Annotated in this window: 14 protein-coding genes; 12 read left to right on the forward strand and 2 right to left on the reverse strand. The window is 63.4% G+C overall.

Features of this window, described 5'->3' with window-relative positions; genetic code table 11:
- Positions 1-4 precede the first annotated feature (4 nt).
- The gene (locus RCH09_RS06005; RefSeq protein WP_326940142.1) at positions 5-766 is read right to left on the reverse strand and encodes a sulfite exporter TauE/SafE family protein; all 762 of its coding nucleotides are present in this window, start codon (positions 764-766) and stop codon (positions 5-7) included.
- The gene (locus RCH09_RS06010) at positions 763-1476 is read right to left on the reverse strand and encodes a GntR family transcriptional regulator (RefSeq protein WP_442785008.1); all 714 of its coding nucleotides are present in this window, start codon (positions 1474-1476) and stop codon (positions 763-765) included. The genes RCH09_RS06005 and RCH09_RS06010 overlap by 4 nt, the downstream gene beginning before the upstream one ends.
- A 121-nt stretch (positions 1477-1597) precedes the next feature.
- On the opposite strand from RCH09_RS06010, the gene dctP reads away from it, so the two are divergent.
- From dctP to RCH09_RS06070, 12 genes are all read left to right on the forward strand, one after another.
- Positions 1598-2617 carry a TRAP transporter substrate-binding protein DctP gene (gene dctP / locus RCH09_RS06015; protein WP_326940143.1) on the forward strand — a complete coding sequence of 340 codons (1020 nt, stop codon included), beginning with the start codon at positions 1598-1600 and terminating at the stop codon, positions 2615-2617.
- Positions 2614-3168: a TRAP transporter small permease gene (locus RCH09_RS06020; RefSeq protein WP_326940144.1), complete on the forward strand. Its 555-nt coding sequence runs from the start codon at positions 2614-2616 to the stop codon at positions 3166-3168. Before dctP ends, RCH09_RS06020 begins: the two co-directional genes overlap by 4 nt.
- Positions 3165-4514: a TRAP transporter large permease gene (locus RCH09_RS06025; protein WP_326940145.1), complete on the forward strand. Its 1350-nt coding sequence runs from the start codon at positions 3165-3167 to the stop codon at positions 4512-4514. Before RCH09_RS06020 ends, RCH09_RS06025 begins: the two co-directional genes overlap by 4 nt.
- A complete protein-coding gene (gene mdcA, locus RCH09_RS06030; RefSeq protein WP_326940146.1) occupies positions 4515-6182 on the forward strand; it encodes a malonate decarboxylase subunit alpha in 1668 nt (555 codons plus the stop codon).
- 11 nt (positions 6183-6193) lie between these two features.
- Entirely contained in the window at positions 6194-6508 is a 315-nt protein-coding gene (mdcC, locus tag RCH09_RS06035; RefSeq protein WP_326940147.1) for a malonate decarboxylase acyl carrier protein, read from the forward strand.
- A complete protein-coding gene (locus tag RCH09_RS06040) occupies positions 6505-7407 on the forward strand; it encodes a biotin-independent malonate decarboxylase subunit beta (protein ID WP_326940148.1) in 903 nt (300 codons plus the stop codon). The genes mdcC and RCH09_RS06040 overlap by 4 nt, the downstream gene beginning before the upstream one ends.
- Positions 7407-8123 (forward strand): biotin-independent malonate decarboxylase subunit gamma, encoded by a 717-nt coding sequence (gene mdcE, locus RCH09_RS06045; RefSeq protein ID WP_326940149.1) that lies wholly within the window; start codon positions 7407-7409, stop codon positions 8121-8123. Before RCH09_RS06040 ends, mdcE begins: the two co-directional genes overlap by 1 nt.
- Positions 8107-8787, forward strand: coding sequence for a malonate decarboxylase holo-[acyl-carrier-protein] synthase (gene mdcG, locus RCH09_RS06050; protein ID WP_326940150.1), 681 nt, complete (start codon positions 8107-8109; stop codon positions 8785-8787). Before mdcE ends, mdcG begins: the two co-directional genes overlap by 17 nt.
- The gene (mdcB, locus tag RCH09_RS06055) at positions 8775-9632 is read left to right on the forward strand and encodes a triphosphoribosyl-dephospho-CoA synthase MdcB (RefSeq protein ID WP_326940151.1); all 858 of its coding nucleotides are present in this window, start codon (positions 8775-8777) and stop codon (positions 9630-9632) included. Before mdcG ends, mdcB begins: the two co-directional genes overlap by 13 nt.
- Complete coding sequence (locus RCH09_RS06060; protein WP_326940152.1) at positions 9629-10528, forward strand: ACP S-malonyltransferase; 900 nt, start codon at positions 9629-9631, stop codon at positions 10526-10528. The genes mdcB and RCH09_RS06060 overlap by 4 nt, the downstream gene beginning before the upstream one ends.
- Positions 10529-10673: 145 nt before the next feature.
- Entirely contained in the window at positions 10674-12551 is a 1878-nt protein-coding gene (locus tag RCH09_RS06065) for a potassium transporter Kup (protein WP_326940153.1), read from the forward strand.
- Positions 12552-12553: 2 nt separating this feature from the next.
- The gene (locus RCH09_RS06070; protein WP_326940191.1) at positions 12554-13051 is read left to right on the forward strand and encodes an arsinothricin resistance N-acetyltransferase ArsN1 family B; all 498 of its coding nucleotides are present in this window, start codon (positions 12554-12556) and stop codon (positions 13049-13051) included.
- The last annotated feature ends 33 nt before the right edge of the window (positions 13052-13084 follow it).

Here is a 13084-nt window from a genome sequence, read left to right on the forward strand (position 1 = left end):
CTGTTCAGCCGTAAGTCTTCCAGAAAAAGTAGGTGGTCATACTGACCGCAATCACGATCACCATGCGTCGTACCAGTGCCGGCGAGGCCTTGCGCGCCAGTCGTGCGCCGACGTAGCCGCCGATCATTGCACCCGCGCACATCACCAGCGCCCAGTGCCAGACAATCGCACCGGCCAGCGCGAACGGCACCACCGCGACGCCATTCATGCAGGCCGTCAGCAAGGTCTTCAGGCCGTTCATCTGGTGGATTTTGGTGAAGCCCATCTGCGCCAGCAGCGCCAGTGTCGCAATCCCCACGCCGGCGCCGAAATAGCCGCCGTAAATGCCGAGCAGGAATTGCGCCGGCAAGGCCCAGCGCGGCAGCTCGACGATATCCGGTTGCGGCCCATGCCGGCGCGTCAGCAAGGGGCCGAGGATGAACAACAGCGTGGCCGCCAGCAGCAGGAACGGCACCGCCTTGACGAAGGCGGTCTCGGGCGTAAGCAAGACCAGCAGGGCGCCGACGATGCTGCCGGCAGCGCTGGAGAAGATCATGCGCCACGCCACCGCGCCGGTCTGTTTGACCTCCTCGCGATAGCCATGCGCGCTGGCGACCGTGCCGATCCACATCGCGGTGTTGTTGGTGGCGTTGGCGGAGATGCCGGGCAGGCCGGCCAGCATCAGGGTCGGGAAGCTCAGGAACGAACCACCACCGGCAACCGAATTGATGGCGCCGGCCACGGTGGCGACGGCAAACAGGCTCAGGCCCGTCGCGATCAGGCTCACTGCGCGCCGTCGTGCATCAATTGCGGCAACGACGCGATCAAGTCGGCGAAGCGCTGGCCCTGAATCATGATGTGTCCGCGCAGCAGCGCCGCCGTGGTTTCGCCGTCGCCAGCCAGAATGGCGCGGACCACCGCATCGTGCTCCTGATATGAGGTCGTGATACGGTCACGCACGCGCAGTTGCAGGCGCCGGTACGGCCGCAGGCGGCGATGCAGGGCGCGCGCCTGTTCGATCAGAAACGCGTTGTGGCTACCGTTGTAGAGCGCGTCATGGAACGCTTCGTTCTTGTAGAAATACGCGTCCGGGTCCTTGGCGTCGCGCGCCTTCTCGCACGCATGATGGGTCGCCAGCAGATGCTTGTGCTCGGCCGGCGTCATCCGGCGCGCCGCCAGTCGCCCGCACATCGCTTCGAATTCGGCCATCACTTCAAACATCTCCACCAGCTGTTGCGGTCCGATTTCGGCGACCACTGCGCCGCGCCGCGGGCGCATCTTGATCAGACCCATCGAGGCGAGCTGGATCAAGGCTTCGCGAATCGGTGTGCGCGACACGTCAAAACGCGTTGCGAGAAGTGTCTCATCCAGATGGTCGCCCGGCGCCAGTTGGCCGACCGCAATCATTTCCTCGATTGCTTCGCGCAACTCGGCCGAGCGGTTCCTGGTGGTGCCCACTGCTGGGTCGGCAATGCTGCGCTTGTTGTCAGGTTTCATTGCCAAAGTATAGTGAATATTTAATGCTTGACAATGCATACGTTGAATATATTCTTGTATACAAGAAAAAAGTATTTGGTCGCCTATCCAGGCAATAAACAAGTCATTCGAGGAGACACGCATGTTTTTGAATAAGCGCCGTACGCTGTTGGGCGCGATCGCTGCCAGCCCGTTTGTTTCGCTGCCACTGGCCTGGGCCCAAACCACCGCATTGAAAATCTCGCACCAGTTCCCGGGTGGCACCGCCACCGAAGGCGATTTTCGCGATCGCCTGTGCCGCGTCTTCGCCGCCGAGTGCGAGAAGCGCACCAAGGGCGCGCTGAAATTCGAAGTCTATCCGGGCTCCTCGTTAATGAAGACCAACGCGCAGTTTTCCTCGATGCGCAAGGGCGCGCTGGACCTGTCGCTGGTGCCGCTGTCGTATGCCGGCGGCGAGGTCCCGGAAGTCAACATCGGCCTGATGCCGGGGCTGGTCACTTCGTATGAACAGGGTTACGCCTGGCGGACCGCCGAAGTCGGTCGCGAACTCAATCGCATCCTGCTGGAAAAAGGCATCGTCGTGGTCAGCTGGATCTGGCAGGCCGGCGGCGTTGCTTCGCGCACGATACCGATCGTCGAGCCGGAAGACGCCAAGGGCCTCAAGATTCGCGGCGGCTCGCGCGAGATGGATCTGATCCTGAAAGCCGCCGGCGCTGCCGTGGTGTCGTTGCCGTCCAATGAAATCTACGCGGCGATGCAAACCGGTGCGATGGATGCGGCATTGACCTCGTCGACCTCGCTGATTTCGTTCCGGCTGGAAGAGGTGTCGAAAGCCCTGACCACCGGTCGCGGTAATGCGTACTGGTTCATGTTCGAACCGCTGATGATGTCGAAGGTCGTGTTCGACAAACTGCCGAAGGACCAGCAGGCGGTCATCATGGCGGTTGGCACCGAACTGGAAGCCATGGCGCGCAAGTCGGCCCAGCTCGACGACTCGCTGGTCGCTGCGGTGTATCAAAAGGCTGGCGCCAAAGTGGTCGACATGAATGCTGCCACCGTCAAGCGCTGGCAGGCGATTGCCCGCACCACGGCATGGAAGGACTATGGCGAGCGCAACGAGAACTGCGCCAAGTTGCTCAAGCTGGCCGAGAAGCTGTTGTGAGCCACGGCTTCGAGATCGGCCCGGCGGCTGGCCCCGCCGTGCCCGACCACCCGCTGGTCGCCAGGCTGTCGCGCGCGCTGGATGCCTTCAACCGCGCCTTGCTGATGCTGTCGATGGCGGCGCTGGTGGTGACGGCGCTGGTGCTGACCTATTCGGTGGTGTCGCGCTATTTCTTCAAGCTGCCGACCGATTGGCAGGACGAGGCCTCGGTCTTCATGCTGGTCGGCGTGACCTTTTTTTGTTGCGCGTTCGTGCAATCGATGCGCGGACATATCGGCATCGAAGCGCTGGCGGGCTTGCTGCCGGCCGGCGTGAATGCGGCGCGCCTGCTGTTCGTCGATGCGCTGTCGCTGCTGTTCTGTGCCTTCTTTTCGTGGAAGTCGTGGACCCTGTTCCATGAGCCGTTTCGTGATGGCCAGACCACCAGTTCGACCTTCGCACCGCCGCTGTGGATACCGTACGGGATGATGGCCTTCGGCATGACCCTGCTTACCGTGCAGATCGTGGTGCAGGTGCTGGCGCGCATGACCAACCGGCGGCGGGCGGCATGAGCGAACTCACGCTGGGGGTGATGTACGGCGTAGCGACCCTGGTAGTCATGTTTTCCGGTATGCCGATCGCCTTCGCGCTGGGTGTGGTGGCGGTCAGTTTCATGTACTTTTTCATGCCGGCCTCGTCGCTGGATACCGTCACGCAAAATGTATACGAAGAGATGGCGTCGATCACGCTGCTGTCGATTCCGCTGTTCATTCTGAAGGGCGCGGCAATCGGCAAGTCGCCGGCCGGCAAGGACCTGTATTCGGCCATCCACACCTGGCTGCACAAGGTGCCGGGCGGGCTCGGGATTGCCAACGTGTTTGCCTGCGCGCTGTTTGCTGCCATGGCCGGTTCGTCGCCGGCGACCTGCTCGGCGATCGGCTCGGCCGGTATTCCGGAAATGCGCCGACGCGGCTATTCGCCCGGTTTCGCGGCCGGCATCATTGCCGCCGGCGGCACCCTGGGAATCCTGCTGCCGCCGTCGATCACGATGATTTTGTACGCAGTCGCGGCCGAACAATCGCTGGGCCGGCTGTTCCTCGCCGGGATCGGGCCGGGCATCCTGCTGGTGGCGCTGTTCTCGGGCTACGCGGTGTATCGGGCCCGCAAGGAATACCGCGCGGCGCATGATGCGTATTCGCGCCACGGCACCGCCTCGGCCTATCTGGAAGTCGAACACTTCACGCTGGCACAGAAGGTCGAGATGCTGCCGCGCGTGCTGCCGTTCATCATCCTGCTGCTCGGCGTGATGGTTGCCCTGTACGGCGGCTATGCCACGCCGTCGGAGACCGCCGGACTTGGCGCGCTGCTGGCGCTGGTGCTGATCGCCATCGTCTACGGCATCTGGAAGCCGAAGGATTTGACGCCGATCCTCAGTTCGACCATCAAGGAATCGACCATGCTGCTGCTGATCATCGGCATGTCCTTGCTGTATTCGTATGTGATGAGCTATCTGCACATCAGCCAGTCGGCGGCGCAATGGGTGGTGGCGATGCATCTGTCGAAATGGGTGCTGCTGGCGGTGATCCTGCTGATGGTGATCGTGTTCGGCTTCTTCCTGCCGCCGGTGTCGATCATCCTGATGACAGCGCCGATCATCCTGCCGCCGCTGAAAGCCGCCGGTTTCGATCTGATCTGGTTCGGCGTGGTGATGACGATTGTCATGGAGATGGGACTGATCCATCCGCCGGTCGGCCTGAACATTTTCGTCATCAAGAACATCGCGCCGGATATTCCGTTGCGCGACGTGATCTGGGGCGTGATGCCGTTTGTCGGACTGATGTTCATTGCCGTATTCCTGCTGTGCTTCTTTCCGCAGATCGCGACCGCCTTGCCGACCATGTTGATGGGGACAAAGTAGATGAGTGCACCCGAACGCATCTGGAATCATCAGCAGCGCAATCGCGCGGCGCGCATGGAACGTGGGCGCGCCGTGCTTGGCGCCGATTTGCAGGGCAAGGTGCTGCCGTCGGCGCGCATCGCCGATTTGCTGCATGCCGTGCTGGAGTGCGGCGACCGGGTCTGCCTGGAAGGGAACAACCAGAAGCAGGCGGACTTTCTCGGCAAGGCGCTGGCGACGCTGGACCCGGCGCGCATCCATGACCTGCAAATGCTGCAGTCGGTGCTGGCGTTGCCGGAACATCTGGACGTGTTCGAAAACGGCATTGCCTCGAAGCTCGATTTTTCATTCTCGGGTCCGCAGGCGGCGCGGCTGGCCCGGCTGGTTGCCGGCGGCAAGCTCAACATCGGCGCGATCCACACCTATCTCGAATTGTTCGCGCGCTATTTCGTCGACCTGACCCCGCGCATCGCGCTGGTCGCGGCTGAAGCGGCCGACCGGCACGGCAACCTGTACACCGGACCGAATACCGAGGACACCCCGGCGATCGTCGAAGCCACCGCGTTCAAGAGCGGCATCGTCATCGTGCAAGTCAACCGTATCGTCGATGTGCTGCCGCGCGTGGATATTCCGGCCGATTGGGTCGACTACGTGATCGCCGCGCCGACCCCGTTCTTCATCGAACCGTTGTTCACACGCGACCCGGCGCAGATCTCGGAAATCCAGGTGCTGATGGCGATGATGGCGATCAAGGGCATCTACGCCGAATATCAGGTCGAGCGCCTGAACCACGGCATCGGCTTCGACACGGCCGCCATCGAATTGCTGTTGCCAACCTATGCCGAGTCGCTCGGGCTAAAAGGCAAGATCGCGCGCCACTGGGCCCTGAATCCGCATCCGGCATTGATTCCGGCGATCGAGGCTGGCTTCGTCGAATCGGTCCATTCGTTCGGTTCCGAACTGGGCATGGAGGCGTACATCAGCGCGCGCCCGGATATCTTCTTTGTCGGGGCGGACGGGTCGATGCGCAGCAACCGGGCGCTATGCCAGGCCGCCGGTCACTACGCCTGCGACATGTTCATCGGCTCGACGCTGCAGATTGATTTGCAGGGCAATTCGTCGACCGCCACGCTGGGCCGCATTGCCGGGTTTGGCGGCGCGCCGAACATGGGCGCCGATGCGCGCGGGCGACGTCATGCCAGTGCCGCATGGCTGAAGGCCGGGCAGCAGGCCGGACAGGGCCGCAACCGCATGCCGCGCGGGCAGAAGCTGGTGGTGCAGATTGTCGAGACCTTTCGCGAGCACATGCAACCGGCCTTCGTCGAGAAGCTCGACGCCTGGGAACTGGCCGAGCAGGCCGGCATGGCGCTGCCGCCGGTGATGATCTACGGTGACGACGTGACCCATATCCTGACCGAGGAGGGGATTGCCAACCTGCTGCTGTGCCGCACCGATGAAGAACGTGAACAGGCCATTCGCGGCGTTGCCGGTTACACCCCGGTCGGCATGGCGCGTGACCGTCGCATGGTGGAGAACCTGCGCGATCGCGGCATCGTCCAGCGCGCCGAGGACATGGGTATCGACAAACGGCTGGCCACGCGTGACTTGCTGGCCGCGCGCAACATGAAGGATCTGGTGCGCGCATCGGGTGGCCTGTACATGCCACCCAAACGCTTTCGGAACTGGTAACGAAAGAGACGATGGAAAATTTGATATTTCATTTTGACGGCGGACGCGCACGCGGTGCGCGACAGGCGCAACTGGTGGGCGTGGTCAGCTCGGGCAATCTGGAAGTGCTGATCGAGGCCGCCGCGCTGCAGGGCGCTTGCGAGATTCACGTGCAAACCGCGGCGCGGGGTTTCGGCGCGATCTGGCAAGCGGTCATGACCGATTTTCACGCGCGCTGGCAACTCGCCGACACGCGCATTTCGATTAACGACATGGGCGCCACGCCGGCCGTCGTGAGTCTGCGGCTGGATCAGGCGGTCGAATCGATGCTGGGAGAATCCGCATGATGGCGCAAGCCCACAGCTACCTCGAAGCGAGCGCGCGCGAGCGCCTTGGCTGGCTGTTCGAAGACGCCGGTTTCGAGGAATGGTTGCCACCGGCGGCGCGCATTGTCAGCCCGCATCTGGCGCAGCTCGATGCACCGATCTCGTTCGACGACGGCGTCGTGATCGGGCGTGGCACGCTGGCCTGCAAGGTTATTTTTGCCGCGGCGCAGGAGGGTGGTTTCATGGGCGGCGCGGTCGGTGAGGTGCATGGCGCGAAACTGGTCGGCCTGTTGCGGCGGGCGGTCGTCGAGCGGCCCGACGCGGTCATTCTGCTGCTGGAAACCGGCGGTGTGCGGCTGCACGAAGCCAATGCCGGACTGATCGGCGTCTCCGAAGTCATGCGCGCGCTGCTCGACGTACGCGCCGCAGGCATTCCGGTGATCGTGCTGATCGGCGGCTCGAACGGCTGCTTCGGCGGCATGGGCATCGTGGCTTGCTGCGCCAACGCCATCGTGATGTCGGAGCAGGCCCGCCTTGCCATGTCCGGTCCGGAAGTCATCGAAACCGCCAATGGCGTCGAAGAATTCGATTCGCGCGACCGTGCGCTGGTGTGGCGCACGACCGGCGGCAAGCATCGCTATCTGCTGGGGGACTGCGATTGCATCGTGGCCGACAGCGTCGACGCATTTCGTGCTGCCGCACTGGCGTTGCTGGACCAATTGGCGCCTGCCGATGTGCCGCTGACGCTGGCCGCGCTCGAAGCGGAACAGTTGCGGCTGCAGCGTCGCCTGACGCTACACGGCGCCGCCACCGAGCCGATGGAGATCTGGCGGCAGCGCGGGATTGTCGACCCGGACAGCATTGCGTTAATGGAGCCCGATGCATTCATGGCCGTGGCGCGCCCGGCAAGGAGTCGTTGATGGATTGGCAAACACTGACCGGGCAACTGTTTCCGCTCGGGCACCAGGTTACCGAGCAGGATTGTTTTCTGAGTGGCACGGCCCGCGTCGGCGAGCAGACCATGGCAATCATCGGCACCACCGGGCACACGCCGATCGGTGTCGAAATCGCACTGGCGCAGGCGAAGGCGGTGCTGGCGACGGTGCGGGATTTTCCGCAACGACCGATTCTGATCCTGGTCGATACCCAGGGCCAGCGCTTGCGGCATCGCGACGAAATGCTGGGCATCAATGCCTACATGGCGCATTTGGGCAAATGCATCGCGCTGGCACGGCAATCAGGTCACCGCGTCATCGGACTGGTGTACGACCAGGCCCTGTCGGGCGGTTTCATCACCAGTGGCTTGATGGCCGATGATTGCTACGCACTGCCGCAGGCGACTATCCGCGTGATGGGCCTGCCGGCGATGGCGCGCATCACCAAGGTGCCGGAGGCGCGCCTGACCGAGCTGGCCAAGGACAATCCGGTGTTTGCCCCTGGCCCGGAAAATTATGTGCGCATGGGCGGCTTGCAAGGACTCTGGGAAGGCGATCTGGCGCAGTGCCTGGCAAGCGCGCTGAGCGACGCCGATCCAGTCGATCGTCGCAGCAGCCTTGGCTTGCAGCGGGGTGGCCGCAAGATGGCGGCAACCGTGACCGCAGCGGTGCTTCGGGATGGTCATGCCACCGCGCCATAGTCTGGTCCGACTGTCCGCGGCAGGCTGGGATGTGGCGCACCGGCAGATTCCGGCGGCGTATCACGCTGATGTGCAGCGCTGGGCCGCGGCCGATTGGCCGGTGATTGCACGCCGCCAGGAACCGGATTGTCCGTCCGATATGTGTTGTCTTGGGTTGGCTTTACCGCCCCATCCCGTAACGTATGAAAAGGTTCGGCTGCCACTGCGCATTCCGGTCAACGAGATTACCGATGCGCGTGCACCGTTGATTCTGGCAGACGTCCTCGATACCGTTCCGGCGCCCTGGCGTGCGCCCTTGCTGGCTCTGGACGCCGAAGCGGAAACGGCCGAGCTGGCGCTGCGCGTGTACGGCTCGGCCGCGTTGCAGGCGATTACCGGCTTGCGCTACCTGCATGCGCAATCAGACCTGGATGTGCTGCTCAGCCCGGTCATCCCGGACCAGCTTGACCGCGGCCTGGCGCTGCTGATGGTGGCCAGCGCAACCTTGCCGCTGGACGGCGAAATCGTGTTCCCGTCCGGCGATGCGGTGGCGTGGAGAGAATGGCGCAATGCCGATGCACAGCAGGTGCCGTCGCGTGTGCTGGTCAAGCGCCGCGTCGGCGTTGCCTTGCTGACCATGTCGGCATTGCGCGCCACGCTGGAGGGTGCGGCATGCGCGGGCTAGTGCTGCAACCGGATGCCGGTCGCATTGATCCGGGCCGGATCGTTGCGCGCCTGGCCCTGCGCAGCCTGCATGCGGAACTGGTGTTGCATCCGAAGCCAGGACTGGTATCACCGCACGACAACGGCAGCCATCGCGACATGACGGCGGTGACGTTTGCGCGCAGCCTGTTCGCGTTGCGCCACTATTTTCGCGACATCGCCCGGGCCGGCGCGGACGGCGCGCCATTTCACGTGTTGCGCCAGCTCGGTATCGATGCCGAGCGCACCATGTTGCGGGCCACCGGCGGCGTCAACACCCATCGCGGTGCGATCTTTTCCAGCGGCATGCTGGCAGCGGCGATTGGCGCTGCGATGCAATCTCCGCGTCCGCTGAGTGCGGCATTGATCCGGCAAACACTGCGCGTGCGCTGGGGCGCGGCGCTGGCATTGCATACCAATGCCGCCGCCTCGCACGGGCAAACCGTGCGTCTGCTGCATGCCGCCAGCGGCGCGCGCGAGGAGGCCGAGCGTGGTTTTCCCGCCGTCTTCGAGCTGGCCTTGCCGCGCTTGGACGCGACGCTGGCGGCCGGACGCAGCTTGCGCGAAGCCTGTGTCGACACATTGTTTGCGCTGATCGCCCACATCAGCGATACCAATGTCGTGCATCGCGGCGGCGTGGTTGGCGGCATCAAGGCACGTCAGCTGGCGCAGGCTTTCCTGCAGGCGGGTGGCACCGCCGCCGCCGACTGGGAGGCGCGTGCCGACGCATGCGGCCGGCAGTTCGTGGCGCTGAATCTGTCGCCGGGCGGTGCGGCAGACCTGTTGGCGGCCACCTGTCTGGTCCATCACGCGACGCGGCAGCAATGACCTTGCGCTTTGCCATCTTGTGCCCGGGGCAGGGGGGCCAAACTGCGGCGCTGTTTGCGCTCACGCCTGACGCGCCACGACCTGCGCTGGCCGAGCCGATCGAGCACATCCTCAACGATCCGGCGCTCCTGTTCGCCAACCGCCATGCGCAACCGCTGATCGTCGCCGCAGGACTGGCGCGCTGGCAGGCGCTGCGAGCGCACATCCCGCCGCCAGCGCTGGTGGCCGGGTACAGTGTCGGCGAGCTGACTGCCTACGGAGTGGCCGACGCGTTGCCGAGCGATGCCTTGCTTGCGCTGGCAGTACAACGCGCCGTCCTGATGGACGCCTGTGTCGATCCGGCCTTGCCGCAGGTGATGCTGGCCATCGGCGGTATCGGGCACGCCGAGGCCGCGCTCTTGCTGCGTGAACACGGCATGGTCGTCGCGATCGACAATGGCGCCGACCGCATGATTGCGGGCGGGCTGGCGCGCGATGCGGCGGCACTCGAAACGGCCCTCGCCAGGGCCGGCGCCAGCTGCCAGCGGCTGCGGGTGGAAGTCGCCTCGCACACCCCCTGGATGGCCGGCGCGCAAGCCGGGTTCGCCACTGCGTTGGCGCAGCACGACTGGCATGCCTGTGCCGTTCCGGTGCTGGGCGGCGTGCGCGCCGAGCGTATTCAGACGCCCCTTGCGGCGCAGGCGGCGCTGGTCGATCAGCTGGCGTCGCCGATCGGTTGGGCCGATTGCATGGATGCGCTGGTCGAATGCGGTATCGCGGTGGCGCTGGAACTTGGCCCTGGCGATGCGCTGTCGCGCATGCTGCGCGAGCGTCATCCGGGGCTCGAATGCCGCTCGCTCGACGCCTTTCGCAGCATTGATGCGGCGGCGGCATGGCTGCAACGGCGCATCGCTTAGCCGAAGCGGCGCAAACGAATCGACCGGCAACCCATTCGCCACCATCACGATTGCACGCCCCAAGCCTCAAATCCGGTGCTGTTTAGTGCTACGATCCGTGCCTGAATGTGTGATGCCTCGAATTTGAATAGCGATCCCAACCTCAATGACTTCTTCGACTTCTTCAAAAAATGTCGCCGCCCTGACGCTGGCTGCCGTTGGCGTGGTGTATGGCGACATCGGCACCAGTCCACTGTATGCACTCAAGGAAGTGTTCTCCGGCAGTCATGGCGTCCCGCTCAACCATGCCAATCTGTTTGGCATTGTCTCGTTGATCGTGTGGGGGTTGACCATCATCGTGTCGCTCAAATATGTCACGCTGATTCTGCGCGCCGACAATCGCGGCGAGGGCGGCATCATGGCCCTGATGGCACTGGCGTTGTCGTCGGTCACCACGAAATCGGCCTGGTACCGGCCACTGACCATCATCGGCTTGCTCGGCGCTGCGCTGTTCTATGGCGACAGCGTGATCACGCCGGCGATCTCGGTGCTGTCGGCCATCGAAGGAATCGAACTCGCGACGCCAGCATTTAATGCGTATGTGGTGCCATTGACGGTGTTTGTGCTGGTCGCGCTGTATCTGGTGCAGTTCAAGGGGTCGGCCGGCATCGGCAAATGGTTCGGACTGGTGATGCTGGTGTGGTTTGCCACGCTGGCCACGATGGGCGTCATCAATATCATTCGCATGCCGGAGATTCTGCAGGCACTCAATCCGTATCACGCGTTGGCATTCATGGCCGGTCATCCCTGGATGGCGTTCGTTGCCCTGGGAGCGATCGTGCTGGCATTCACTGGCGCCGAAGCCTTGTATGCCGACATGGGACATTTTGGCCGCCAGCCGATCCGCATGGCGTGGGCACTGATCGTGTTTCCGGCGCTGGCGCTGAATTATCTGGGCCAGGGCGGGGTCCTGCTGGCCGACCCGGGCGCAATCATCAATCCGTTTTATCACCAGCTCGGCGCATGGAGCATTTATCCGCTGGTGATCCTGTCGACCATGGCCACCGTGATCGCTTCGCAGGCCACCATTTCCGGCACCTTCTCGATGACGCAGCAGGCCATTTCGCTGGGCTTTTTGCCGCGCATGCGGGTGGATCACACATCCGAGCGCGAAATCGGCCAGATTTACATTCCGACCGCAAACTGGGTGCAACTGGTGGTGGTGCTGCTGGCGGTGATCGGTTTCGGTTCGTCGACCAACCTGGCTGCCGCCTACGGCATTGCCGTGACGGCGACGATGACCACCACCACGATTCTGACTTTCTTCGTGGTGCGCTATGCGTGGGGCTACCGCTTGTGGTTGTGTCTGCTGGCGACCGGGTTCTTCTTCGTCATCGATGCCACGTTCTTCTCTGCCAACCTGCTCAAGGTGGCGCACGGCGGCTGGTTCCCGCTGGTGCTGGGCGCCATCATGTTCACCGTGATGATGACGTGGAAGCGCGGCCGCCAGCTGGTCTTCGATAATCTGCTCAAGCACGCCATTCCGCTGGAGGAGTTTCTGAATTCCCTGTTCCTGAGTCCGCCGGTGCGCGTGTCCGGCACCGCGATCTTCCTGCGCGGTGAAGGCGACGGCGTGCCACACGCCATGCTCCATAATCTGTCGCACAACAAGGTGTTGCATGAACAGGTGTTGTTTCTGACGGTGCGCAATCGTCATATTCCCCGGGTGCCGGAGAAAGATCGCATCTGCATCGTGCCGCTGGGACATGACTGTTATCAGATTTACGTTGATTACGGTTTCAAGGATGAGCGCGATATTCCCGCAGCATTGAACGCGTGCCGCATGAACGGCATCGATTTCGAAATGATGGAAACCTCCTTCTTCATCTCGCGCCAAACCGTGATTCCAACCGTGGGCAGTGGCATGGCCTTGTGGCGTGAGCGCCTGTTCGCCACGATGTCGCGCAACTCCCGCGATGCGGCAGATTATTTCCGGATTCCCAGTAACCGCGTGATCGAGTTGGGCACGCAAGTCGAGATTTGATGATGATTCGCCTCGCAACCCCCGCGGACGCGGCTGACATTTGCGCAATCTACAACCAGTACGTGATCAGTTCGACCATCACGTTCGAGGAGGTCGCCGTCAGTGTCGACGAGATGGCGCAGCGCATCGCCACCATCGGTGGCGCGCTGCCATGGTATGTCTATGAAGCGCAGGGAAGGGTGCTCGGCTACGCCTATGCAACGCCTTGGAAAGCGCGCAGCGCCTATCGGTTCTCGGTTGAAAGTACCGTCTACGTCGATTTGCACCATGCCAAGAAAGGCATTGGGATCGCGCTCTACGAAAGGCTGATTGACGATCTGCGCGCACGCAGAACGCACATCGTGCTGGCTGGAATTGCGCTGCCCAACCAGGGCAGCATTGCCCTGCACCAGAAACTTGGCTTCATGCAGGTCGCGCAGTTGCGCGAAGTCGGTCGCAAATTCGATCGCTGGGTCGACGTTGGTTACTGGGAGCTCGTGCTGGGCGATGCGCCAGACTGACACGCATCGCGCGTCGGTCCCTGGCAGCCGGCG

Source organism: Actimicrobium sp. GrIS 1.19 (assembly GCF_035984655.1).
Lineage (GTDB): Bacteria > Pseudomonadota > Gammaproteobacteria > Burkholderiales > Burkholderiaceae_D > Actimicrobium.

Coding starts and splice junctions, on each gene's coding strand:
- RCH09_RS06010 (WP_442785008.1), bottom strand. CDS start 1,476: ATGAAACCTGACAACAAGCGCAGCATTGCCGACCCAGCAGTGGGCACC.
- mdcG (WP_326940150.1), top strand. CDS start 8,107: ATGCCACCGCGCCATAGTCTGGTCCGACTGTCCGCGGCAGGCTGGGAT.
- mdcB (WP_326940151.1), top strand. CDS start 8,775: ATGCGCGGGCTAGTGCTGCAACCGGATGCCGGTCGCATTGATCCGGGC.
- mdcC (WP_326940147.1), top strand. CDS start 6,194: ATGGAAAATTTGATATTTCATTTTGACGGCGGACGCGCACGCGGTGCG.
- RCH09_RS06025 (WP_326940145.1), top strand. CDS start 3,165: ATGAGCGAACTCACGCTGGGGGTGATGTACGGCGTAGCGACCCTGGTA.
- RCH09_RS06060 (WP_326940152.1), top strand. CDS start 9,629: ATGACCTTGCGCTTTGCCATCTTGTGCCCGGGGCAGGGGGGCCAAACT.
- mdcE (WP_326940149.1), top strand. CDS start 7,407: ATGGATTGGCAAACACTGACCGGGCAACTGTTTCCGCTCGGGCACCAG.
- mdcA (WP_326940146.1), top strand. CDS start 4,515: ATGAGTGCACCCGAACGCATCTGGAATCATCAGCAGCGCAATCGCGCG.
- RCH09_RS06040 (WP_326940148.1), top strand. CDS start 6,505: ATGATGGCGCAAGCCCACAGCTACCTCGAAGCGAGCGCGCGCGAGCGC.
- RCH09_RS06070 (WP_326940191.1), top strand. CDS start 12,554: ATGATTCGCCTCGCAACCCCCGCGGACGCGGCTGACATTTGCGCAATC.
- RCH09_RS06065 (WP_326940153.1), top strand. CDS start 10,674: ATGACTTCTTCGACTTCTTCAAAAAATGTCGCCGCCCTGACGCTGGCT.
- dctP (WP_326940143.1), top strand. CDS start 1,598: ATGTTTTTGAATAAGCGCCGTACGCTGTTGGGCGCGATCGCTGCCAGC.